Origin of the sequence: Providencia sp. TYF-12 (assembly GCF_041344805.1) — a bacterium.
GTDB lineage: Bacteria > Pseudomonadota > Gammaproteobacteria > Enterobacterales > Enterobacteriaceae > Providencia > Providencia huashanensis.
The window spans coordinates 4,435,924-4,459,417 of record NZ_CP166833.1 but is presented as its reverse complement, the minus strand read 5'-3'; the positions used below and the strand labels follow the sequence as shown (position 1 = coordinate 4,459,417).

The 23,494-nt window shown below is 43.4% G+C and carries 17 protein-coding genes, 3 tRNA genes and 3 rRNA genes; 19 read left to right on the top strand and 4 right to left on the bottom strand.

The genetic code is table 11. The features are described from left to right. Nucleotides 1-132: 132 nt before the first annotated feature. The 5 genes from dprA to ABE954_RS20825 are packed head-to-tail and all read left to right on the top strand — an operon-like array spanning nucleotide 133 to nucleotide 3,442. Nucleotides 133-1,209, top strand: coding sequence for a DNA-processing protein DprA (gene dprA, locus ABE954_RS20845; RefSeq protein ID WP_129467306.1), 1,077 nt, complete (start codon nucleotides 133-135; stop codon nucleotides 1,207-1,209). A gap of 30 nt (nucleotides 1,210-1,239) precedes the next feature. After that, nucleotides 1,240-1,779 (top strand): type I DNA topoisomerase, encoded by a 540-nt coding sequence (locus tag ABE954_RS20840; RefSeq protein WP_206227423.1) that lies wholly within the window; start codon nucleotides 1,240-1,242, stop codon nucleotides 1,777-1,779. A gap of 12 nt (nucleotides 1,780-1,791) precedes the next feature. Continuing rightward, nucleotides 1,792-2,361: an L-threonylcarbamoyladenylate synthase type 1 TsaC gene (gene tsaC / locus ABE954_RS20835; protein ID WP_048605774.1), complete on the top strand. Its 570-nt coding sequence runs from the start codon at nucleotides 1,792-1,794 to the stop codon at nucleotides 2,359-2,361. Nucleotides 2,362-2,366: 5 nt separating this feature from the next. Further along, nucleotides 2,367-3,185 carry a shikimate dehydrogenase gene (aroE, locus tag ABE954_RS20830; RefSeq protein WP_042847530.1) on the top strand — a complete coding sequence of 273 codons (819 nt, stop codon included), beginning with the start codon at nucleotides 2,367-2,369 and terminating at the stop codon, nucleotides 3,183-3,185. Continuing rightward, the gene (locus tag ABE954_RS20825) at nucleotides 3,182-3,442 is read left to right on the top strand and encodes a DUF1488 domain-containing protein (RefSeq protein WP_042847529.1); all 261 of its coding nucleotides are present in this window, start codon (nucleotides 3,182-3,184) and stop codon (nucleotides 3,440-3,442) included. Before aroE ends, ABE954_RS20825 begins: the two co-directional genes overlap by 4 nt. Here the strand turns inward: ABE954_RS20825 and ABE954_RS20820 are convergent. Further along, nucleotides 3,418-3,963, bottom strand: a complete 546-nt coding sequence (locus ABE954_RS20820) for a gamma carbonic anhydrase family protein (RefSeq protein WP_042847528.1) — start codon at nucleotides 3,961-3,963, stop codon at nucleotides 3,418-3,420. The two genes, ABE954_RS20825 and ABE954_RS20820, sit on opposite strands and share 25 nt — an antisense overlap. A 586-nt stretch (nucleotides 3,964-4,549) precedes the next feature. On the opposite strand from ABE954_RS20820, the gene ABE954_RS20815 reads away from it, so the two are divergent. The 6 genes from ABE954_RS20815 (at nucleotide 4,550) to ABE954_RS20790 (ending at nucleotide 10,058) form a co-directional block, all read left to right on the top strand. After that, a 16S ribosomal RNA gene (locus tag ABE954_RS20815) occupies nucleotides 4,550-6,090 on the top strand. A 142-nt stretch (nucleotides 6,091-6,232) separates the two neighbouring features. Beyond that, nucleotides 6,233-6,308 (top strand) — tRNA-Glu (locus tag ABE954_RS20810). A gap of 357 nt (nucleotides 6,309-6,665) precedes the next feature. After that, nucleotides 6,666-9,573 (top strand): 23S ribosomal RNA (locus ABE954_RS20805). A gap of 146 nt (nucleotides 9,574-9,719) precedes the next feature. Beyond that, nucleotides 9,720-9,835 (top strand): 5S ribosomal RNA (rrf, locus tag ABE954_RS20800). Together the 16S, 23S and 5S rRNA genes with 3 tRNA genes alongside form the textbook arrangement of a ribosomal RNA operon. A gap of 62 nt (nucleotides 9,836-9,897) precedes the next feature. Then, nucleotides 9,898-9,974, top strand: a tRNA-Asp gene (locus tag ABE954_RS20795). Nucleotides 9,975-9,982: 8 nt separating this feature from the next. Then, nucleotides 9,983-10,058 (top strand) — tRNA-Trp (locus ABE954_RS20790). A gap of 662 nt (nucleotides 10,059-10,720) precedes the next feature. Here the strand turns inward: ABE954_RS20790 and hdfR are convergent. Continuing rightward, entirely contained in the window at nucleotides 10,721-11,578 is an 858-nt protein-coding gene (gene hdfR / locus ABE954_RS20785) for an HTH-type transcriptional regulator HdfR (protein ID WP_042845915.1), read from the bottom strand. Nucleotides 11,579-11,690: 112 nt separating this feature from the next. Here hdfR and ABE954_RS20780 point away from each other — a divergent pair, with 112 nt between their 5' ends. Next, on the top strand, nucleotides 11,691-12,029 hold the full coding sequence (locus ABE954_RS20780) for a DUF413 domain-containing protein (RefSeq protein ID WP_042845913.1): 339 nt from the start codon (nucleotides 11,691-11,693) through the stop codon (nucleotides 12,027-12,029). Between the two features lie 77 nt (nucleotides 12,030-12,106). On the opposite strand, the gene ABE954_RS20775 is transcribed toward ABE954_RS20780, so the two are convergent. Then, on the bottom strand, nucleotides 12,107-13,633 hold the full coding sequence (locus ABE954_RS20775; protein WP_129466660.1) for a YifB family Mg chelatase-like AAA ATPase: 1,527 nt from the start codon (nucleotides 13,631-13,633) through the stop codon (nucleotides 12,107-12,109). 485 nt (nucleotides 13,634-14,118) lie between these two features. On the opposite strand from ABE954_RS20775, the gene ABE954_RS20770 reads away from it, so the two are divergent. The 6 genes from ABE954_RS20770 to ilvA all read left to right on the top strand — a co-directional run bounded on the left by ABE954_RS20770 (nucleotide 14,119) and on the right by ilvA (nucleotide 20,700). Further along, nucleotides 14,119-14,220 carry an IlvGEDA operon leader peptide gene (locus ABE954_RS20770; RefSeq protein WP_071548712.1) on the top strand — a complete coding sequence of 34 codons (102 nt, stop codon included), beginning with the start codon at nucleotides 14,119-14,121 and terminating at the stop codon, nucleotides 14,218-14,220. 134 nt (nucleotides 14,221-14,354) lie between these two features. Next, on the top strand, nucleotides 14,355-16,001 hold the full coding sequence (gene ilvG, locus ABE954_RS20765; protein WP_048605782.1) for an acetolactate synthase 2 catalytic subunit: 1,647 nt from the start codon (nucleotides 14,355-14,357) through the stop codon (nucleotides 15,999-16,001). Next, complete coding sequence (gene ilvM, locus ABE954_RS20760) at nucleotides 15,998-16,267, top strand: acetolactate synthase 2 small subunit (protein ID WP_042845909.1); 270 nt, start codon at nucleotides 15,998-16,000, stop codon at nucleotides 16,265-16,267. The genes ilvG and ilvM overlap by 4 nt, the downstream gene beginning before the upstream one ends. Before the next feature lie 11 nt (nucleotides 16,268-16,278). Then, nucleotides 16,279-17,205, top strand: a complete 927-nt coding sequence (locus tag ABE954_RS20755) for a branched-chain amino acid transaminase (RefSeq protein WP_042845908.1) — start codon at nucleotides 16,279-16,281, stop codon at nucleotides 17,203-17,205. Between the two features lie 67 nt (nucleotides 17,206-17,272). Then, nucleotides 17,273-19,123, top strand: a complete 1,851-nt coding sequence (ilvD, locus tag ABE954_RS20750; RefSeq protein ID WP_042845907.1) for a dihydroxy-acid dehydratase — start codon at nucleotides 17,273-17,275, stop codon at nucleotides 19,121-19,123. Between the two features lie 2 nt (nucleotides 19,124-19,125). Continuing rightward, a complete protein-coding gene (ilvA, locus tag ABE954_RS20745; protein ID WP_042845906.1) occupies nucleotides 19,126-20,700 on the top strand; it encodes a threonine ammonia-lyase, biosynthetic in 1,575 nt (524 codons plus the stop codon). Here the strand turns inward: ilvA and ilvY are convergent. Next, complete coding sequence (gene ilvY / locus ABE954_RS20740) at nucleotides 20,692-21,588, bottom strand: HTH-type transcriptional activator IlvY (protein WP_042845904.1); 897 nt, start codon at nucleotides 21,586-21,588, stop codon at nucleotides 20,692-20,694. The two genes, ilvA and ilvY, sit on opposite strands and share 9 nt — an antisense overlap. 174 nt (nucleotides 21,589-21,762) lie before the next feature. Between ilvY and ilvC the strand changes: the two genes are divergently transcribed. Further along, nucleotides 21,763-23,235, top strand: coding sequence for a ketol-acid reductoisomerase (ilvC, locus tag ABE954_RS20735; protein WP_129466659.1), 1,473 nt, complete (start codon nucleotides 21,763-21,765; stop codon nucleotides 23,233-23,235). Nucleotides 23,236-23,494: the final 259 nt, after the last annotated feature.

Sequence of the window (23,494 nt, the reverse complement as noted above, 5' to 3'; positions counted from 1 at the left end):
AATTTTTCGAGCAGTTTCCAAAAAGTGAATGGGAATTAATGACTATTCTAGACATTTCTCCGTCATATTGACAGTATTGGTTATCATTTGTTCACTGAAGAACCTATTTACTAATTTAGTCAGGATGACAAAATGAATACTCAAGAAATCTGGCTGAGAATGTCACAGGTAAAAAAGCTATTACCTCAGCGTGCAGTAAAAATAGTTAATGAGTTAACCCTGTTAGATAAGGTTAGTCATCAAGCCTTACGAGACAGTGGTCTGAATGAGATGCAGCAATTGCAATTTCTTCATGTTCCAATGAATCGAATCGAAAAAGTACAAAAATGGCTCGCTAATCAAAATCATCAATTAATTACTTATCTTGACCCTAATTACCCACATCTCTTAAAGCAAATTTATCGTCCTCCCCTATTACTTTTTGTGGTAGGGCAAAGTGAATTGTTAGCAACGCCACAGGTTGCTTTAATTGGTAGCCGGCAAGCTAGCGAATATGGTCGAAAATGGACCAATATATTTACTAAAGACTTTGTGCAGCATGGGGTGACTATCACGAGTGGGCTTGCAATCGGTATTGATGGAATAAGCCACAAAGCTGCGCTTGACAATGATGGTAAAACCATCGCAGTTCTGGGAAGTGGTCTAGAAAATATTTATCCAAAACAACATTATGGGTTAGCTGAGCATATTAAAATGAATGGGGCACTAATTTCCGAATACTGGCCTAGCACTCCCCCATTACCCAAGCAGTTTCCGCAGCGAAATCGTATCATTAGTGGGTTAAGTAAAGCAGTTGTTGTGATAGAGGCAGGTATGAAAAGTGGTTCATTAATAACAGCGCGATATGCAATTGAACAAAATCGTGATCTTTTTACATTACCTGCTCCATTAGGTAACCCTGCGTTTGGAGGGAATCATTGGTTATTACAACAGGGGGCTTATTTATTAATAGAACCAAATGATGTTTTGCAGCATTTAGTTGATGGGTTAAATTGGATTCAAACGGAGTTACCTATAAATGAAAACCCACTTGAGTTTAATGTGGTAGAAAATAAAATTTTAGGTATGGTGGGGTACAAACCTACACCAGTTGATGTGATTGCAGAACAAACACAAGTCCCAATCACTCAAGTGATTTCTATTTTAACTGAAATGGAAATTAATGGAGTGATTTGCTCAAGTGCTGGTGGGTATATTAGATTAACTTAGCTTTATCGGCTAAAGAAAGTAGAGAATGATATGTCGAAACAGCTGCCTTTTGATACAGAAAAAAATGAATATTGCCCAGAATGTAACTCTATATTGGTGATCCGTAATAGTACACACGGCCCTTTTTTAGGTTGCTCAAGTTATCCTCAGTGCAATTATATGCGCCCACTTAGGGCAATGGTGGAAAGCCATATCATTAAAGTTTTAGACGGGCAATCTTGTCCGAAATGTGGTCATGATTTAGTGCTGAAACAAGGCCGATTTGGCATGTTCATAGGTTGTAGTAACTACCCTGAGTGTGAACATATTGAGCTAATTGATAAGCCGGATGAAACTAAAATTTCATGCCCACAATGCCAAAAAGGAAATTTATTGCAAAGAAAATCCCGTTTTGGGAAGACTTTTTATGCTTGTGATAATTACCCTAACTGTCAGTTTATATTAAATAATAAACCTGTGACTGGTAAATGTTTGTATTGTGAATATCCATTATTGATGGAAAAAAAGGGGGGACAAGGAGTAAGATTATTTTGTGCCAGTAAACGTTGCGGTAAGCAACAAGAAGAATAACGAGTTAAAACTATGCCAAATAAATCTACACCTGCAATTGAAAGTATTATTGTTTCATTACAAAAAGGGGAAGTTATTGCCTATCCAACGGAAGCTGTTTTTGGATTAGGTTGCGACCCTGATAACGAAAATGCAGTCAACAAGTTATTAGAACTAAAGCAACGCCCTTGGGAGAAAGGTTTAATTCTGATTGCTGATAGTTACGAACAATTAAAAGACTATGTTGATGATAAACAACTCACGGAAGAGCAAAAGCAAGCGATGTTCGCAACTTGGCCGGGCCCTGTAACCTGGGTGATACCCGCGAAAGCCTCTACACCAAAGTGGTTAACTGGCCAATTTGATACTTTAGCGGTGAGGGTTACTACTCACGAGTTAGTAAAAAAATTATGTCGTGAATATGGTAAACCGTTGGTGTCTACAAGCGCTAATTTAAGTGGGCTAGAGCCATGTAGAACAACAAATGAGGTTATTGCTCAATTCAACAAAAGTATTCCTGTTTTGGATGGGGTGGTTGGCGGTCGCCAAAACCCATCTGAAATTAGGGATGCTAAAACGGGTCAATTGTATCGTAAAGGGTAATGTTCATGGAAATGTTTGCGGTTTTTGGTAACCCGATTCAACACAGTAAATCACCATCTATACATAAAATGTTTGCGGAGCAAACAGGTATACTACTTGAATACGAAAAAATTTTAGCGCCTGTAGATAACTTTGAGCTCAGTTTAGCCGAATTTTTTTCTCAGGGGGGGAAAGGTGCAAACATTACTTTGCCATTTAAAGAAAGGGCATATCAGCTTGTTTCTGAGTTAACGGAAAGAGCCCAAGCCTGTGGCGCAGTTAATACTGTGATGAAGTTAGATGATAACCGCCTGCTTGGTGATAATACCGATGGCATGGGCCTATTGTTAGACCTCCAACGCTTAGAATTTATTCATCCGAATAGCAAGATACTAATGATCGGAGCTGGTGGGGCAACTCGGGGAGCGCTACTCCCCCTCTTGGAATATGGATGTAACATTACTCTAACGAATAGAACGTATGCCAAAGTAGAAACATTAGTTAATGAGTTTTCTTCACTAGGTAACATAAAAGGGATGCAGATCGAACAGATCACCTCTCCTGATTTTGATCTAATTATTAATGCAACTTCATCGGGTGTAAGTGGTGATATCCCGACAATAAACTCACTGATATTTACCAAACAAGTTGCTTGTTACGATATGTTTTATCAATCTACATTGACGCCATTTTTATCTTTTGCATGTGAACATCAGGTGACAAAAATAGCGGATGGCCTTGGTATGCTTGTAGGGCAAGCTGCATTTTCTTTTAAGCTATGGCATGGTGTTCTCCCTGAAATTACGCCAGTTCTATCTGCTTTATATAAGGAATTGAAAGGGTGAACCAGCAAATTCAATTTCCTGATAGAGAAGAGTGGGATGAATTATCCAAGCAAGTACGTTTTCCTGTATTGATTAGCGGAATGCTTGCTGAATGTGCAGTTCCTCAGTCATTATTGTTTCAACGCTATGGTAAAGAAGAAACTCCTCTGAGGTTATTTCAGCAGCATCGATGGGATATAGAAGAAGAGTTTGAAGCCTTGATTGAACAAGGCCACGATGGCGCACATGGTCTTTACGTATTATCAGAGGCTAAATAGTTGTTTTTCCATTCGACATAGTTGTTTGCTGAATAACGTAAATGGCCTAACTCAGCATCAGTCAATTTTCGGATGGCTTTTGCTGGGCTTCCCGTATATAAGTAGCCAGATTCGAGTCTTTTCCCTTGAGTCACTAAACTGTTAGCACCAATAACGACATCATCTTCGATGATAGCCCCATCAATGATAATTGAGCCCATTCCAACTAGCACTCTATTTCCTATAGTACAGCCATGTAGCATCACTTTATGACCTACGGTGACATCTTCGCCAATGATTAGCGGGTTACCAGTAGGATTGCTGCTTGATTTATGAGTAACATGCAAAACACAACCATCCTGAATGTTAGTCCTTGCGCCGATAGATATATAATTTACGTCACCACGTAAAACTGAAAGTGGCCAAATACTGACATCATTAGCTAAACGTACATCTCCAATCACAACTGCGGAAGGGTCAATAAAGACACTTGGTTCGACAGAAGGGGATATTCCTAGATAAGGGCGTAAAAGTTTGTTCATTTCTATGACCATTAAAAATATCAATATAAAGGTTAGAAACTAAAATAGTTAGTTCATCAACAATGGGAGTACCTAACAAGTTTCATTAAAGTAGAATTATAGGCAGAAATTAGCTTTTTTTATAACCATAATGAAGCTAAAAAACACAGAGTGATGATTTTATCCCCAAACGGCATTTTTTTTTAAAAAAAAGGTTGTGTAATTCTAATACCTCCCTATAATGCGCATCCGTTGTCACGATAAACCGGCTCGAAGAAAACCTCGAAGCCTTGTGATAACAGAGGTGAGAAAGAAAAAGTTGAAAATAAACGCTTGACTTTCTAAATAAAAAACGTAATATACGACACCTCGCGACAACGACCTAAGTTAATAAAAACTGAGTCAAATTTCCAAAAGAAATGTCGCAACGCTCTTTAACAATTTATCAGACAATCTGTGTGGGCACTCACAGGACACTATCAAAAAAATATTTGATTTTAAGTCTTGAAGAGTGACTAACACGTTAATTCATATATATGAACTAATAGGTAATCTGGTTTCTTCGGAAATCAGGCGACAGTAAACATTCTTTGAGCATCAAGCTTTTTAATTGAAGAGTTTGATCATGGCTCAGATTGAACGCTGGCGGCAGGCCTAACACATGCAAGTCGAGCGGTAACAGGGGAAGCTTGCTTCCCGATGACGAGCGGCGGACGGGTGAGTAATGTATGGGGATCTGCCCGATAGAGGGGGATAACCACTGGAAACGGTGGCTAATACCGCATAATCTCTTAGGAGCAAAGCAGGGGAACTTCGGTCCTTGCGCTATCGGATGAACCCATATGGGATTAGCTAGTAGGTGGGGTAATGGCTCACCTAGGCGACGATCCCTAGCTGGTCTGAGAGGATGATCAGCCACACTGGGACTGAGACACGGCCCAGACTCCTACGGGAGGCAGCAGTGGGGAATATTGCACAATGGGCGCAAGCCTGATGCAGCCATGCCGCGTGTATGAAGAAGGCCCTAGGGTTGTAAAGTACTTTCAGTCGGGAGGAAGGCGTTGATGCTAATATCATCAACGATTGACGTTACCGACAGAAGAAGCACCGGCTAACTCCGTGCCAGCAGCCGCGGTAATACGGAGGGTGCAAGCGTTTAATCGGAATTACTGGGCGTAAAGCGCACGCAGGCGGTTGATTAAGTTAGATGTGAAATCCCCGGGCTTAACCTGGGAATGGCATCTAAGACTGGTCAGCTAGAGTCTTGTAGAGGGGGGTAGAATTCCATGTGTAGCGGTGAAATGCGTAGAGATGTGGAGGAATACCGGTGGCGAAGGCGGCCCCCTGGACAAAGACTGACGCTCAGGTGCGAAAGCGTGGGGAGCAAACAGGATTAGATACCCTGGTAGTCCACGCTGTAAACGATGTCGATTTGAAGGTTGTTCCCTTGAGGAGTGGCTTTCGGAGCTAACGCGTTAAATCGACCGCCTGGGGAGTACGGCCGCAAGGTTAAAACTCAAATGAATTGACGGGGGCCCGCACAAGCGGTGGAGCATGTGGTTTAATTCGATGCAACGCGAAGAACCTTACCTACTCTTGACATCCAGAGAATTTAGCAGAGATGCTTTAGTGCCTTCGGGAACTCTGAGACAGGTGCTGCATGGCTGTCGTCAGCTCGTGTTGTGAAATGTTGGGTTAAGTCCCGCAACGAGCGCAACCCTTATCCTTTGTTGCCAGCGATTCGGTCGGGAACTCAAAGGAGACTGCCGGTGATAAACCGGAGGAAGGTGGGGATGACGTCAAGTCATCATGGCCCTTACGAGTAGGGCTACACACGTGCTACAATGGCGTATACAAAGAGAAGCGACCTCGCGAGAGCAAGCGGAACTCATAAAGTACGTCGTAGTCCGGATTGGAGTCTGCAACTCGACTCCATGAAGTCGGAATCGCTAGTAATCGTAGATCAGAATGCTACGGTGAATACGTTCCCGGGCCTTGTACACACCGCCCGTCACACCATGGGAGTGGGTTGCAAAAGAAGTAGGTAGCTTAACCTTCGGGAGGGCGCTTACCACTTTGTGATTCATGACTGGGGTGAAGTCGTAACAAGGTAACCGTAGGGGAACCTGCGGTTGGATCACCTCCTTACCATTGAAGTGTTTTTTGAAGTGAAGTGCTCACACAGATTGTCTGATAGAAAGTAGAGCAATGGCTTTACGTGGGAGACTTATTCGAAAGGATAAGACTTACACGAAAATAGCAAAACGGTGTTTTGCAATTGAATTTTCGTGTCCCCTTCGTCTAGAGGCCTAGGACACCGCCCTTTCACGGCGGTAACAGGGGTTCGAATCCCCTAGGGGACGCCAATTGCGCCGATATCGAGTGAAAGACGATGTCCCCAATAATGATTAAGCCAATTACGTTGTAGTTGGTTTAACAATTATGCTCTTTAACAATCTGGAACAAGCTGAAAATTGAAAATAACGCACATTGTTTATCGCTTAAACAATGTGAGAGTCTCTCAAAAATCTCAACTTGAAGTGTTTTTCAAACACACAAACGAGTGGCATGAGCGAGCAGTGTGAAATTCAAGGCGGCTAGCGCACAGCAAGCGCAGCGTACAATAGTACGTGAGCATTGCGAGCACTACCCAACGAAGAAGTTCACCACGCACAGCCATGACGTTAAGTGTCGTCTGATAAGAAGACACCTTCGGGTTGTGAGGTTAAGCGACTAAGCGTACACGGTGGATGCCTAGGCAATCAGAGGCGATGAAGGACGTGCTAATCTGCGATAAGCGTCGGTAAGGTGATATGAACCGTTATACCCGACGATTTCCGAATGGGGAAACCCAGTGCAATTCGTTGCACTATCGTTTGATGAATACATAGTCAAACGAAGCGAACCGGGGGAACTGAAACATCTCAGTACCCCGAGGAAAAGAAATCAACCGAGATTCCCCTAGTAGCGGCGAGCGAACGGGGAGCAGCCCAGAGTCTTAATCAGCATTAGTATCAGGAGAACGGTCTGGAAAGTCCGGCAGTAAAGGGTGATAGCCCCGTATCTGAAGATGCTAGTGTTGTGAACTCGACGAGTAGGGCGGGACACGTGTTATCCTGTCTGAATATGGGGGGACCATCCTCCAAGGCTAAATACTCCTGATTGACCGATAGTGAACCAGTACCGTGAGGGAAAGGCGAAAAGAACCCCGGCGAGGGGAGTGAAATAGAACCTGAAACCGTGTACGTACAAGCAGTGGGAGCCTTGATTTATCAGGGTGACTGCGTACCTTTTGTATAATGGGTCAGCGACTTATATTCTGTAGCAAGGTTAACCGTATAGGGGAGCCGTAGGGAAACCGAGTCTTAACTGGGCGAATGAGTTGCAGGGTATAGACCCGAAACCCGGTGATCTAGCCATGGGCAGGTTGAAGGTTGGGTAACACTAACTGGAGGACCGAACCGACTAATGTTGAAAAATTAGCGGATGACTTGTGGCTGGGGGTGAAAGGCCAATCAAACCGGGAGATAGCTGGTTCTCCCCGAAAGCTATTTAGGTAGCGCCTCGTGAACTCATCTTCGGGGGTAGAGCACTGTTTCGACTAGGGGGTCATCCCGACTTACCAACTCGATGCAAACTACGAATACCGAAGAATGTTATCACGGGAGACACACGGCGGGTGCTAACGTTCGTCGTGAAGAGGGAAACAACCCAGACCGCCAGCTAAGGTCCCAAAGTCATAGTTAAGTGGGAAACGAAGTGGGAAGGCTCAGACAGCCAGGATGTTGGCTTAGAAGCAGCCATCATTTAAAGAAAGCGTAATAGCTCACTGGTCGAGTCGGCCTGCGCGGAAGATGTAACGGGGCTAAACTATGCACCGAAGCTGCGGCAGCGATATGTAAATATTGTTGGGTAGGGGAGCGTTCTGTAAGCCTGTGAAGGTGTGCTGTGAGGCATGCTGGAGGTATCAGAAGTGCGAATGCTGACATAAGTAACGATAATGCGGGTGAAAAACCCGCACGCCGGAAGACCAAGGGTTCCTGTCCAACGTTAATCGGGGCAGGGTGAGTCGACCCCTAAGGCGAGGCAGAAATGCGTAGTCGATGGGAAACGGGTTAATATTCCCGTACTGGTGATAATTGCGATGGGGGGACGGAGAAGGCTAGGCTGGCCGGGCGACGGTTGTCCCGGTTTAAGGATGTAGGCAGGTGAATTAGGCAAATCCGGTTCACTACATGCTGAGGTCTGATGACGAGTCACTACGGTGGCGAAGTAGCTCATGCCCCGCTTCCAGGAAAAGCCTCTAAGCTCTAGATTATCATTAATCGTACCCCAAACCGACACAGGTGGTCAGGTAGAGAATACTCAGGCGCTTGAGAGAACTCGGGTGAAGGAACTAGGCAAAATGGTGCCGTAACTTCGGGAGAAGGCACGCTGGCGCTAGGTGAAGTGGTTTACCCATGGAGCTGAAGCCAGTCGCAGATACCAGCTGGCTGCAACTGTTTATTAAAAACACAGCACTGTGCAAACACGAAAGTGGACGTATACGGTGTGACGCCTGCCCGGTGCTGGAAGGTTAATTGATGGGGTTATCCGTAAGGAGAAGCTCTTGATCGAAGCCCCAGTAAACGGCGGCCGTAACTATAACGGTCCTAAGGTAGCGAATTCCTTGTCGGGTAAGTTCCGACCTGCACGAATGGCGTAATGATGGCCAGGCTGTCTCCACCCGAGACTCAGTGAAATTGAACTCGCTGTGAAGATGCAGTGTACCCGCGGCAAGACGGAAAGACCCCGTGAACCTTTACTATAGCTTGACACTGAACATTGAGCCTTGATGTGTAGGATAGGTGGGAGGCTTTGAAGTGTGGACGCCAGTCTGCATGGAGCCAACCTTGAAATACCACCCTTTAATGTTTGATGTTCTAACGTTGCCCCGTTATCCGGGGTGCGGACAGTGTCTGGTGGGTAGTTTGACTGGGGCGGTCTCCTCCCAAAGAGTAACGGAGGAGCACGAAGGTTGGCTAAGCATGGTCGGACATCATGCGGTTAGTGCAAAGGCATAAGCCAGCTTGACTGCGAGAGTGACGGCTCGAGCAGGTACGAAAGTAGGTCTTAGTGATCCGGTGGTTCTGAATGGAAGGGCCATCGCTCAACGGATAAAAGGTACTCCGGGGATAACAGGCTGATACCGCCCAAGAGTTCATATCGACGGCGGTGTTTGGCACCTCGATGTCGGCTCATCACATCCTGGGGCTGAAGTAGGTCCCAAGGGTACGGCTGTTCGCCGTTTAAAGTGGTACGCGAGCTGGGTTTAGAACGTCGTGAGACAGTTCGGTCCCTATCTGCCGTGGGCGTTGGAAGATTGAAAGGGGCTGCTCCTAGTACGAGAGGACCGGAGTGGACGCACCACTGGTGTTCGGGTTGTCATGCCAATGGCATTGCCCGGTAGCTAAGTGCGGAAGAGATAACCGCTGAAAGCATCTAAGCGGGAAACTTGCCTTGAGATGAGTCTTCCCTGACCCTTTAAGGGTCCTAAAGGAACGTTTAAGACTAAGACGTTGATAGGTTGGGTGTGTAAGCATAGCGATATGTTGAGCTAACCAATACTAATGAACCGTGAGGCTTAACCTGACAACACCGAAGGTGTTTTAGAGATTGAGAGATGAGGTTGATTCAATGAGCGTGAGAAGCCGAGAGGCGAGGGACACAGCAGCTTGTTCAAGATTGCAGTTCTGGTTTAGTGACGAAATGTGCTAAACGGGAACAAACCGAATTTGTCTGGCGGCAATAGCGCGGTGGTCCCACCTGACCCCATGCCGAACTCAGCAGTGAAACGCCGTAGCGCCGATGGTAGTGTGGGGTCTCCCCATGTGAGAGTAGGGAACTGCCAGACATTAATTAAAAATTTATTGCTTATAAGAAGCAGTAAATTGCCGAAAGGCGAAAAGAATAAGTGGAGCGGTAGTTCAGTTGGTTAGAATACCTGCCTGTCACGCAGGGGGTCGCGGGTTCGAGTCCCGTCCGTTCCGCCACTTAATTTAGGGGCGTAGTTCAATTGGTAGAGCACCGGTCTCCAAAACCGGGTGTTGGGAGTTCGAGCCTCTCCGCCCCTGCCAGTTACCAATTAAGTAATAATAAAAGAAGTATCTATTGATAACCCGATTACCTTAATCGGGTTTTTCTTTATATACCATCCGGTTGCCACGTAATAACTCCTTTCCATTTATATTAATAATCCCCTTACTAATCCATGAATAGCTCAATACTTCTGACTATTTATTTAATTTTTATTATTTAATTTTTAAACGCAAAAATTATCTACTTACCTATATCATTGTTTAATAATTGTGCTCTTTTGCTGTTTTAGTTAGCTAATCTATTAGTGGCTTAACTAATTATTTACTCTGAAATTTTTATACTGTGCTCACAGATAAAGGTTAAAGTTTCAGTTGAATAAAATCATAGTTATAAGAAGGATAAGTTAGCTAAAGTAGAGGGATGCATGAGTTTTTTTGTTGTTTTAAGATAACTAGTAATCAATAGACTAAAAAACGTTATAAACCATATGCTAATGGACGGTTACATTGCTTTTGGCTTCTGCCATTAATGACCAAGCACTATTATTCTTAACTTTCATTAATGAGCTTTGACATAAATTTGTATTATTCACTAGAAGTGATTAAAGCAACGTTTATTCATATTAACCCTTTAGTTGATACCCGCTAGGCGTTATTAGTAAATACGGGCAGCTCAGCAATAGTATAGAGACGAGTAAAGCTTACTCGTCTTTTGGGTTTTCTTCGGTCAATAGAGCGTTTTTTATTGGTGTTTTAATCAACTGATTAATAAGCGCTTGCTGATCATTTTTTTGTAACCAGACAGCATAGAGAGGTTTACTTATTGAAGTTTCTGAGAGAGTTTTTAAGCCTGGGTATTGATATACCCAATGTGCAGGTAAAAATGCAGCTGAAAGCGATACAGGAAGTAATTGACGGGTAATATGAGCAGAGGTGGTTATCATTACTGGCGTATCATCTTGCGTTAATATGGATTCACTTTTAGGCTGAAAATCGGCCCCCCACTCAAGCTTGATATAATTATATTTTGTTAATGCAACATTTTTTTGTGAAGCCATCAGTTGTAAGTCAATAGTACCAATAATGGTACTTTCGAACTCATCCATTTTGGGCGGTTCAGTTGCAATTAATAAATCTAATTCTCTTGAATGAAGCTGTTTGACTAATGATTGACGTGTAGAAACCCTTGCTTCAAGCCGTAACTCATCGTGTTGACTATAAAGAGCTTCTATCCAGTCTACTAAATAGCCTTCCCAAAGAGATGCTGTTGCACCAATTGAAAGCTCTGTATGTTGTGATGCATGGGATATTTCTTTTTTGGCTTGTAACCATGTATTCATCAATGATTCAGCATATGGAACGAGTCTTTCACCTGCTGCGGTTAAGCGGATATTATTTCTATGGCGGGTAAAGAGACTTGTTCCGAGTTGAGTTTCTAATTGTCGAATACGAAAGCTGACTGCTGATTGTGTCAAATAGAGTGATTCTGCGGCTCTACCGAAGTGCCTAGTTTTACTAACTTCTAAAAAAGTTCTCAATAACTCGCTGTCCACACTCATCTCCAATTTTTTTTGTCGTGATGATTTAAATGTTTTGTTTTACAGATTGCTTATGCTGTCTAATACTCCGCGCCATATAGAGTTTGACTGTAATAAGTTAGGAGTGTGTCAGATGGCAGATAGCTTCATCACGACTAATCGTTTTTTTGATAACAAAAATTACCCACGTGGCTTTTCTCGTCATGGTGATTTCACCATCAAGGAAGCCCAGTTACTAGAACGCCTAGGCCAAGCTTTTAATGAGCTAGATACTGGTAAACGTGCGGCACAGACAGAAGAAGAAAAACTTTTCGTTGCTGTATGTCGCGGCGAGCGTGAACCAGCTACCCCTGAAGAAAAAGTTTGGGCAAAATATTCTAGTCGTATTAACCGTCCAAAACGTTTCCATACTTTATCAGGCGGCAAACCTCAGATAGACCCATCGGAAGACTACACCGATACAGATGATTAATATTGTCATCGTATGTTAAGAGGGACTTCGGTCCCTTTATTTTTATCCGATAATTAATATTCTCTTCTCTACCCCGCTCAGCTTACTTGTTTTTGCAAATGAAGCAATAACTTATCCATTGTCCTGTACCCAAGGGCTTCTAATAAATGTGCCCGTTCTATATGCTCAGATGCATTAAGATCGGCAATGGTCCTAGAAACCCTTAATACCCTGTGCCAAGCCCGAATAGAAAGCCCTAACTTATTTAACGCATGCTCTAAGAATAACGCATCTTTAGCCTTTAGCGGGCAAAATTGTGTGGTTTCTCTCGACGTGAGTAAATTATTTATTTTTCCTGCACGCTCAAGTTGCCTATTTCTAGCCGTGATCACTCTTTGCCTGACTTGTTCACTAGTTTCACCTTGATAATTTTGATTGCTTAATGAGCCGATAGGTAATAATGGTATTTCAATCGAAATATCAAATCTATCTAGAAAAGGGCCTGATATATGCGAAAGATAGCGCAATATGCGGGCGGGAGATGAGCGGCTCATTTCACCTTGGTAGTGACCTGTTGGACTTGGATTAAGTGCAGCAATGAGTTGAAAGTTTGCAGGGTAGCAAACTTTTGCTTTTGCACGAGAAATACTCACTCTTTTTGACTCAAGAGGTTCTCTTAATGAATCAAGGACAGAACGACTGAATTCAGGTAATTCATCTAAAAATAAAATGCCATTATGAGCAAGAGAGATTTCGCCAGGTTTTGGAAGAGAACCCCCGCCGATTAATGCAGCTATTGATGTGCTGTGATGAGGCGTTCTGAAAGGCCTTATAGGCCAATTCACTTTATCACGAGTGGTTTCAGTCAGGCTATATAATGAAGCGACCTCTAGTGCCTCCTGAGGCGTTAATGGAGGCAATAAAGTCATTAACCTGCTGGCTAGCATTGTTTTTCCTGTACCAGGGGGGCCTAGTAGAAGTAAATTATGACCACCTGTGGCGCAAATTTCTAATGCACGTTTTCCTTGTTCTTGCCCAATAATATCATTGATATCACCTTCATATCGAGCCGATGAGGGGGCTTCGTGGATTTGTTGGTTACTGGCTAAGACCTGTTTACCATGTAAGAAGTGGCAAAGTTCTAACAAAGATGTTGCAAAATGGACGCTATTGTCAGCGAGTAAGCTTAATTGGTGCTGATTTTCAATTGAAAGTATTAATACTCGACGTTGTTCTAATGCTGATTGTGCTGCAGGAATGGCACTGTTGACGTAACGTATCAGACCAGATAATGCCAGTTCACCTAAAAACTCATGTTGATTTAATGTTTCATTAGGAATTTGTCCAGATGATGCAAGAATAGCAATTGCAATTGCAAGGTCGTAGCGCCCACTTTCTTTTGGTAAATCTGCAGGCGCTAAATTTACGGTCATTTTTTTAGCGGGATATTCAAACCCACTATTTAGTAAAGCACTTCTTACCCGATCCCTAGCTTCTTTGACGGCGGTTTCAGGGAGACCAACAAGTGTTAGGCCAGGAAGCCCATTACTAATATGAGCTTCAACAGTGACAAGTGGAGCTTCCATGCCAATCGATGCTCTAGTATAAACAATCGCCAATGTCATAAGCCCTCCAATATTATTTGAGTTAACAGAGTAATATTCTGTTGAGAATAAATTGATTTGTAGAGCTGTTTTGTTGTATTTGCGAAGCGGTTCGATAATTTAATTACTTAGTTTCATAGCTGTTTCAGTTTTTTAGAAAACGGCTCGAAATGTTGGTATAACAAAGGTTGCCGTTATTTAATAAAGAATTAAGAATGGAGATACCTTGGATAGGCATCAATAAAACTAATCAATGGGTAGGTGTATTTTTACCTGCTTTTATTTGTGGAGTCTGGATGATGTAGCTGATTGTGCTATCAATTACATTTAAAATTACTGTGAAATTACCTTTTTAATGGTTTTTTATTCTTATTTTTATTTAACATTATGATTTTAAAGTAGTTAAATATTTTGAAAATAAATAAATTAAATAAAAGTTGTCAAAGTGATTTTAAAATGATACCTCTTTAATAAAGATAATTAAGAATGTTGAAAAATTAAAACTCATGAACGCATTTATCCAAGCAGTTAGCCTAATTATTATTCGTGTGGTGGTGATTATTATCCCACCGTGCGGGGCTGCACTTGGACGACGAAGGCTAAAATAACAGCCAGATCTCACGAGAACCCCGCACCGAAAGGCGCGGGGTTTTTTTTGACACTAAAGTTTGTTAAAGCAAATAAAATAGATAAAACATAATAAATACAAATAGATAAAAAGTGGACGGACAGGAGATAAAGCATGAACGGAGCACAATGGTTAGTTCAAGCATTGCGAGCACAAGGTGTTGATACGGTATTTGGCTATCCTGGTGGTGCAATTATGCCAGTTTATGATGCGTTATATGACGGTGGTGTGGAACATCTGCTGTGTAGGCATGAACAAGGCGCAGTGATAGCAGCAATAGGTTATGCGCGCTCAACAGGTAAAACTGGTGTGTGTATCGCGACATCAGGGCCTGGGGCAACAAATGTTATTACAGGATTGGCGGATGCTTTGTTAGACTCGGTTCCGGTTGTTGCTATCACTGGTCAAGTTGCCTCTGAGTTTATCGGAACAGATGCTTTTCAGGAAATTGATGTCTTAGGGTTATCTTTGGCCTGTACTAAACATAGCTTTTTAGTTGAAGCGATAGAAGATTTACCTCGCATCCTTGCTGAAGCTTTCGCAATCGCAAATAGTGGACGTCCTGGACCTGTACTGATTGATATTCCGAAAGATATTCAACTACAACATGCTGAACTATCTCCATTCCTAATGCCTGTTGAACAAGAGACGACCTCTCCATTATCTGAAATCCAGCAAGCAAGAGCATTATTACAACAATCCGAAAAACCGATGTTGTACATTGGTGGCGGTGTTGGGATGTCTGGAGCTGTTAGTGAATTACGAAAATTTATTGAATTTACAGGTATTCCCTCTGTTGCAACATTGAAGGGCTTAGGTGCTGCACACCCATCTGATGAAAATTATTTGGGGATGTTGGGTATGCATGGCACTAAAGCAGCAAATATTTCCGTACAACGCTGTGATTTACTGATAGCTGTTGGTGCTCGCTTTGATGACCGAGTCACAGGTAAATTAAATACTTTTGCTCCGAATGCTAAAGTCATTCACCTTGACATCGACCACGTTGAGCTGGATAAGCTAAGGCAAACTCACGTTGCATTACATGGTGATGCGAAGGCTTTATTACCTGAACTGGCACTTAAAAAATCAATCGCTCCTTGGCAGCAGGAAGTTCAGCAACTGAAGAAAGAATTTGGTTGGCGTTATGATCACCCTGGAGAGCTCATCTATGCGCCACTCTTATTGAAACAACTATCAGATAAAATGAAGCCAAATACGGTGATTACGACGGATGTCGGACAACACCAAATGTGGTCTGCACAACATATCACCGTCGATGGCCCAGAGAATTTTTTAACATCAAGTGGCTTAGGCACGATGGGGTTTGGTATCCCAGCGGCAATTGGAGCCCAAGTTGCAAGACCTGAAGATGTTGTTGTCTGTGTATCTGGTGATGGTTCTTTTATGATGAATGTCCAAGAACTTGGAACCATTAAACGTAAACAGCTTCCCGTAAAAATTCTGTTAATTGATAACCAACGCTTAGGCATGGTTCGCCAATGGCAAGAACTGTTTTTTGAGCAGCGTTATAGTGAAACTATTTTGACAGATAACCCAGATTTTATCGCATTAGCTAGCGCATTTGGCATTAAAGGCCGACGTATTACTGACAAATCTGAAGTGAATGCTGCCCTTGATGAGCTGTTAAATAGTGAGGGCGCTTATTTATTACAAGTGTCCATTAATGAATTAGAAAATGTCTGGCCATTGGTTCCACCTGGGGCTAGTAATGAAAAAATGATGGAGAAACCATTATGATACAACATCAACTCTCAATATCGGCCCGTTTCCGTCCTGAGGTTTTAGAGCGTATATTAAGGGTCACCCGCCATCGCGGATTTCGTATTAGTGCCATGAATATGGGCCAGTCAATAGATGGCGATAATGTTAACATTAAACTGACCGTAAGTAGTCCGAGGCCGTTAACGCAACTTTGTGCTCAGTTAACTAAGCTCTCAGATATTACGGAAGTTGAAGTACTACAACAAGAATCACGACTATTAAGCACACAAAGTGCAATGTAAGGAATATACAAATGACTAAGAAAGCTGACTTTATTTGGTTTAACGGTGAAATGACGCCATGGGCTGATGCAAAGGTTCATGTAATGTCTCATGCTCTGCACTATGGTACATCTGTGTTTGAAGGCGTCCGTTGCTATGATTCACATAAAGGTCCTGTGGTCTTTCGCCATCGTGAACACATGCAACGTTTGCATGATTCAGCAAAAATTTACCGTATGCCTGTCAGCTATAGCGTTGAAGAATTAATGGAAGCATGTCGTGAGACGCTGCGTAAAAATAACTTAGTCAGTGCGTATATTCGTCCATTAGTATTTATTGGTGATGTCGGCATGGGTGTAAACCCACCAGAAGGCTACAACACCGATGTTATTTTAGCTGCTTTCCCATGGGGTGCCTATTTAGGTGAAGAAGCACTTGATCAAGGTATTGATGCAATGGTGTCTTCTTGGAATCGTGTCGCACCAAATACTATTCCTACAGGTGCAAAAGCGGGTGGTAACTATTTATCATCTTTGTTGGTTGGCAGCGAAGCACGTCGCCATGGCTATCAAGAAGGTATCGCACTAGATGTTCATGGCTATCTGTCAGAAGGTGCGGGTGAAAATATTTTTGAAGTGAAAGACGGTATCTTGTACACCCCACCATTTACCTCTTCAGCTTTACCGGGGATTACGCGTGATGCAATCCTAACACTAGCAAAAGATATGGGCATTGAAGTACGTGAACAGACACTGTCTCGCGAATCACTGTATTTAGCAGATGAAGTCTTTATGACAGGAACCGCAGCAGAAATCACCCCTGTTCGTAGTGTTGATGGCATTCAAGTAGGAATTGGCCGCTGTGGCCCTGTGACGAAAAAAATTCAGCAAGCATTCTTTGGCCTGTTCACTGGAGCAACTGAAGACAAATGGGGCTGGTTAGATCAAGTAAACCCTTAATAACTAAATTGAAATAGATGTTACAGGCGGACGTTCCCCGCCTGTTTTAAACACGGGAGTTAAAGATATGCCTAAGTACCGTTCAGCAACAACAACTCATGGTCGTAATATGGCTGGCGCTCGTGCATTATGGCGCGCGACAGGTATGACCGATGCTGATTTTGGAAAACCCATTATTGCAGTTGTTAACTCATTCACACAGTTTGTTCCTGGCCATGTGCATTTACGTGACTTAGGCAAACTAGTTGCAGAGCAAATCGAAAATGCGGGTGGCGTTGCGAAAGAGTTTAATACGATTGCCGTTGATGATGGGATTGCCATGGGGCATGGCGGAATGTTGTATTCCTTACCTTCCCGTGAATTAATTGCTGATTCAGTTGAATATATGGTGAATGCACACTGTGCGGACGCGATGGTGTGTATTTCAAACTGCGACAAAATTACTCCGGGTATGTTGATGGCGGCATTACGTCTAAATATTCCTGTTATTTTCGTTTCAGGTGGGCCGATGGAAGCTGGAAAAACCAAGCTTTCAGACCAAATTATCAAGCTCGATCTAGTCGATGCAATGATCCAAGGTGCTAACCCAAATGTTAGCGATGCAGATAGTGAACAAATCGAACGCTCTGCTTGCCCAACCTGTGGTTCATGTTCAGGAATGTTTACAGCAAACTCAATGAACTGTTTAACGGAAGCGCTGGGGCTTTCTCAGCCGGGTAATGGTTCATTATTAGCGACACATGCAGACCGCGAAACACTCTTTATTAATGCGGGTAAGCGTATTGTCGAATTAACTAAACGTTACTACGAACAAGACGATGAAAGTGCGTTACCACGCAATATCGCTAATAAATCTGCATTTGAAAACGCGATGACTCTTGATATTGCTATGGGAGGGTCAACGAATACGGTACTTCATTTGTTAGCAGCAGCACAGGAAGCCGATATTGACTTTACCATGGACGATATAGACCGATTATCACGTCAAGTTCCTCATTTGTGTAAGGTTGCACCAAGTACGCAAAAATATCATATGGAAGATGTTCACCGTGCTGGTGGTGTTATCGGTATTTTAGGTGAATTAAGCCGCGCAGGCTTGCTGCAAGAAAATGTAACGAATATTTTAGGGTTAACCTTCCAAGAGACATTGGCGCAGTATGATGTGATGTTAACCAAAGACGAAGGTGTGAAGTCGATGTTTTCCGCGGGCCCTGCCGGTATCCGCACGACAAAAGCGTTTTCACAGAACTGCCGCTGGCCGTCATTGGATACTGATCGTGAAAATGGGTGTATCCGTAGCATTGAACACGCCTATAGCTTAGATGGTGGCTTAGCCGTCTTGTCCGGCAATATTGCCGAAGATGGTTGTATTGTGAAAACAGCAGGGGTTGATGAAGGCAGCTTAACATTCCGTGGCCCAGCCAAAGTATTTGAAAGCCAAGATGACGCAGTAGAAGCCATTCTGGGTGGTAAAGTCGTTGAAGGGGATGTGGTTGTTATTCGTTATGAAGGGCCTAAAGGTGGTCCGGGTATGCAAGAAATGCTTTATCCAACCTCTTACTTAAAATCAATGGGATTAGGCAAAAGCTGTGCATTAATCACGGATGGCCGTTTTTCGGGGGGGAGCTCCGGTCTCTCTATCGGTCATATTTCACCAGAAGCGGCAAGCGGCGGGCTATTAGCATTAGTTCATGATGGCGATATTATTGATATTGATATTCCAAACCGGACAATGGTGCTTGATGTTAACGAAAGTGAATTGAACCAACGTCGTGAGGCTGAATTAGCTCGTGGTGATAAGGCCTTTACTCCACGTGGTCGTCAGCGTGAAGTTTCTTTTGCGTTACGTGCTTATGCTTCCCTCGCTACCAGTGCTGATAAAGGTGCGGTGCGTGATAAGTCGAAGTTGGGAGGCTAATTGTGGCTGCAGCAAAACCCTTACCCGCAACTCCAACTGGAGCGGATTACTTAAAAGCGGCGCTAAGTGCGCCGGTTTATGAAGCTGCGCAAGTTACGCCTCTTCAGCAAATGGATAAAATATCTTCGCGTTTAGGTAATACAATTTTAGTGAAACGTGAAGATAGACAACCCGTGCATAGCTTTAAGCTACGTGGTGCGTATGCCATGATCGCTAGCCTAACAGAAGAACAAAAAGCTAAAGGGGTAGTGACTGCTTCAGCAGGAAACCACGCCCAAGGTGTTGCATTATCAGCAAACCGTGTTGGTGTAAAAGCAAAAATTGTTATGCCTGTGGCAACGGCAGATATCAAAGTTGATGCAGTGCGCAGTTTTGGCGGTGAGGCTATTTTGCACGGTGCTAATTTTGATGAAGCCAAAGCTAAAGCTATTGCGATGGCGCAAGAAGAGGGTTATACCTTCGTCCCGCCTTTTGACCACCCTTCTGTGATTGCAGGCCAAGCGACCATTGCTCTGGAATTATTACAACAAGACGCGCACTTAGACCGTATTTTTATTCCTGTCGGTGGTGGTGGTTTGATTGCTGGTGTTGCTGTTTTAATCAAACAGTTGATGCCAGAAATTAAAATTATTGGTGTTGAATCGGAAGATGCTGCTTGCTTAAAAGCGGCATTGGAAGCTGGTCATCCTGTTGATTTACCTCGCGTTGGGTTATTCGCTGAGGGAGTTGCAGTAAAGCGTATTGGTGATGAAACTTTTAGGCTGTGCCAACAATATGTTGATGACGTCATAACTGTTGATAGTGATTCTATTTGCGCAGCCCTTAAAGATATTTTCGAAGATGTCCGCGCAATCGCAGAGCCTTCAGGCGCATTGGCTTTAGCTGGGTTGAAAAAGTATGTTCAGCAGCACAATATCAAAGGTGAGCGATTAGCGCATATTCTTTCTGGCGCGAATATGAATTTCCATGGCCTTCGTTATGTTTCTGAACGCTGCGAAATTGGTGAGCAACGCGAAGCCTTGTTAGCGGTGACTATCCCTGAGCAAAAAGGCAGTTTTTTACGTTTTTGTCAGTTACTCGGCCATCGGTCAATTACTGAGTTTAATTATCGCTATACGGATGCTGACCCAGAACGTGCTTGTATCTTCGTTGGGGTGCGTTTAAGCGGTCGTGAAGGGGAACGTGGTGAGATTATCCAAGAACTCAGAAATAATGGTTATGAAGTCGATGACTTATCTGATGATGAAATGGCAAAACTACACGTACGCTACATGATTGGTGGTCGTCCTTCTAAGCCACTAGATGAACGCTTATACAGTTTTGAGTTCCCTGAGTCTCCGGGGGCATTATTGAAGTTCTTAGAAACACTCGGAACATATTGGAACATAACGCTATTTCATTATCGTAGCCATGGTACGGACTACGGGCGTGTACTTGCCGCATTCGAACTTTCTGGGCCGGAAGTGCGCTTTGACCGGCACCTTGATGCGCTAGGTTATGAATATCATGATGAAACTGGAAATCCGTCTTTCCGCTTTTTCCTAGCGCCACAAGATAACCAAAAAGTTTTAGATTGATTGGTCTGGGAGCAGTTCCCAAAAGGCTTTAATCAATGGCTCGCTAAGGCGTTTGCTTAATAAACAGACGCCGAGCTCGAATGGTTCGACCATCGAGATATTATCGAGCTGTGAAATACGGCTACGGACTGGTTCAGGGCTGTTGTCGACAACCACACTGGGGATTAGGGCGATACCACAACCGAGAGCCACCATTGACACTATTGCTTCATGGCCAGAGACAGTTGCATAAATAACTGGGTTGTTTATGTTGTGGCGACGAAACCAGAGTTCAATACGTTTACGAGATGGCCCATGCTCGGGCAAGATAAACGGTACTGTTGACCAATCAGGTTCGGCTTCGGTTACCATCGTTCGTACGGCACATGGCAGTGATGGCGCAATCAATACCAGTGGGATTTCACCAATTTTAGTGAATCGGACGTTGTCAGGTAAGCGCTCTGGTTTCCCTGCAATACCAAGGTCGGCTTCATTTGTTTCGACCTTTTCGACTGCATCAGCGGCATCACCTGTTGTGAGTTTTATTTCCACTAGAGGGTGCAATGCTCGGAATTTATCGAGCACTTGAGGTAAGTGGCTATAAGCCGCGGTAACAGAACAAAATAGACGTAGTTCTCCACTCAGCGAGGGGCTTTGTTGGTTAAGGGCATGTCGAAGTTGTTGGTATTGCAATAATGTTTGTTGAGCAAACTGTTTCAGGTGCTCACCAGCCTGAGTTAGCTTTACGGAACGGTTATCCCTTACAAACAATGGATGGCCAAGCTGCTCTTCTAGGCGCTGTATTTGCCTAGAGAGAGTTGATGGGCTGACATGCATCGCTTTAGAGGTGCGCCCGAAATGTAAGCTTTCCGCCAAATGTAAAAATAGCTTTAAATCACGGATATCCATTTTGCCCTCGATGAAGTAATTAATGGTGTTGCAAATATCGCAACATTGTATTGTTAATATATCAATTTAAGCAATGCAAAACATCGCATATAGTAAATCCATAACCGCTCAAAATGAGCGACAGGCAAATAACTGCCTGACATAACGAACACAACAGAACAATGGAGTATGACAATGGCGAATTATTTTAATACATTGAATTTGCGTGAGCAGTTGGCTCAATTAGGCAAGTGTCGCTTTATGAAGCGCGAAGAATTTGCAGACGAAGCAGGTTATCTGAAAGGTAAAAAAATCGTCATCGTCGGTTGTGGTGCTCAAGGTCTGAACCAAGGCCTGAATATGCGTGATTCTGGTTTAGATATTGCTTATGCATTGCGCGCTGAAGCGATCAGTGAAAAGCGTGCTTCATGGCGTAAAGCAACGGAAAACGGCTTTAAAGTTGGAACTTATGAAGAACTTATCCCAACAGCAGATTTAGTTATTAACTTAACGCCAGACAAACAGCACTCTACTGTTGTTCGTGCTGTTCAGCCTATGATGAAACAAGGTGCGGCTCTGGGCTACTCTCACGGCTTTAACATTGTTGAAGTAGGTGAAGAGATCCGTAAAGATATTACTGTTGTGATGGTTGCTCCAAAATGCCCAGGTACAGAAGTTCGCGAAGAATACAAGCGTGGTTTCGGTGTTCCGACATTGATCGCTGTTCACCCAGAGAATGACCCTAAAGGTGAAGGTATGGCCATTGCTAAAGCATGGGCGGCAGCAACAGGTGGTCATCGTGCAGGGGTACTGGAATCTTCATTTGTTGCCGAAGTTAAATCTGACCTGATGGGCGAACAAACTATCCTGTGTGGTATGTTGCAAGCCGGTGCGTTATTAAGTTATGACAAAATGGTTGCAGATGGCGTAGAGCCGGGTTATGCAGGTAAATTGATTCAATTTGGTTGGGAAACTATCACTGAAGCGCTGAAGCAAGGTGGTATCACGTTGATGATGGACCGTTTATCGAATCCAGCAAAAGTACGTGCGTATGCATTATCTGAGCAATTGAAAACCATTATGGCGCCATTGTTCCAAAAGCATATGGATGACATTATTTCAGGTAAATTCTCATCAGATATGATGGCAGACTGGGCAAATGATGATAAAAACTTGCTGACATGGCGTGAAGAGACCGGCAAAACACCATTTGAAAACTACCCTGAGTATGAAGGTAAAATTGCTGAGCAAGAATATTTTGACCATGGAGTTCTGTTAGTCGCGATGGTTAAAGCAGGCGTTGAGTTAGCATTTGATACGATGTTAGAAGCAGGTATCTATGAAGAATCAGCCTATTATGAGTCGCTGCATGAGTTGCCGTTGATTGCCAATACTATCGCACGTAAGCGTCTGTATGAAATGAACGTTGTTATTTCGGATACTGCAGAGTACGGTAACTATTTATTCTCATTTGCGGTTGTTCCAATGCTAAAAGATTTTATGACTAAATTGCAAGCAGGGGATTTAGCAAAACCAGTTGCTGATAATGGAACTGATAACGCGCAGTTACGTGATATCAATGAAGCAATCCGTAATCATCCTATTGAGAAAATCGGTAAGACATTACGTGGTTATATGACGGATATGAAGAAGATTGCGGTCGGCTAACTCATTTTTCGTTACTCTTCGCGTGATAGGCGCGTTGGCAGCACTCGGTTACCCAAGTCACATACTTAATATATGCTCCTTGGGATAACCTAATTTTTCGTCACTCTTCGCGTGATAGGTGCGTTGGCAGCACTCGGTTACCCAAGTCACATACTAATGTATGCTCCTTGGGCTAACCTCCTTTGCCGCCTTCCTCTAACACGAATAGTTTAGAAAAATGCATTATTGATATAACCACATTGTTCTAGTGAATAGTGTG

What these genes read in the sequence shown, in the direction of transcription:
- ilvC (WP_129466659.1), top strand. Translation starts at nt 21,763, where the DNA reads ATGGCGAATTATTTTAATACATTGAATTTGCGTGAGCAGTTGGCTCAA.
- dprA (WP_129467306.1), top strand. Translation starts at nt 133, where the DNA reads ATGAATACTCAAGAAATCTGGCTGAGAATGTCACAGGTAAAAAAGCTA.
- ilvD (WP_042845907.1), top strand. Translation starts at nt 17,273, where the DNA reads ATGCCTAAGTACCGTTCAGCAACAACAACTCATGGTCGTAATATGGCT.
- ABE954_RS20770 (WP_071548712.1), top strand. Translation starts at nt 14,119, where the DNA reads ATGAACGCATTTATCCAAGCAGTTAGCCTAATTATTATTCGTGTGGTG.
- ABE954_RS20755 (WP_042845908.1), top strand. Translation starts at nt 16,279, where the DNA reads ATGACTAAGAAAGCTGACTTTATTTGGTTTAACGGTGAAATGACGCCA.
- ilvY (WP_042845904.1), bottom strand. Translation starts at nt 21,588, where the DNA reads ATGGATATCCGTGATTTAAAGCTATTTTTACATTTGGCGGAAAGCTTA.
- ABE954_RS20840 (WP_206227423.1), top strand. Translation starts at nt 1,240, where the DNA reads ATGTCGAAACAGCTGCCTTTTGATACAGAAAAAAATGAATATTGCCCA.
- aroE (WP_042847530.1), top strand. Translation starts at nt 2,367, where the DNA reads ATGGAAATGTTTGCGGTTTTTGGTAACCCGATTCAACACAGTAAATCA.
- hdfR (WP_042845915.1), bottom strand. Translation starts at nt 11,578, where the DNA reads ATGAGTGTGGACAGCGAGTTATTGAGAACTTTTTTAGAAGTTAGTAAA.
- ABE954_RS20780 (WP_042845913.1), top strand. Translation starts at nt 11,691, where the DNA reads ATGGCAGATAGCTTCATCACGACTAATCGTTTTTTTGATAACAAAAAT.
- ABE954_RS20820 (WP_042847528.1), bottom strand. Translation starts at nt 3,963, where the DNA reads ATGAACAAACTTTTACGCCCTTATCTAGGAATATCCCCTTCTGTCGAA.
- ilvG (WP_048605782.1), top strand. Translation starts at nt 14,355, where the DNA reads ATGAACGGAGCACAATGGTTAGTTCAAGCATTGCGAGCACAAGGTGTT.
- ABE954_RS20775 (WP_129466660.1), bottom strand. Translation starts at nt 13,633, where the DNA reads ATGACATTGGCGATTGTTTATACTAGAGCATCGATTGGCATGGAAGCT.
- ilvM (WP_042845909.1), top strand. Translation starts at nt 15,998, where the DNA reads ATGATACAACATCAACTCTCAATATCGGCCCGTTTCCGTCCTGAGGTT.
- tsaC (WP_048605774.1), top strand. Translation starts at nt 1,792, where the DNA reads ATGCCAAATAAATCTACACCTGCAATTGAAAGTATTATTGTTTCATTA.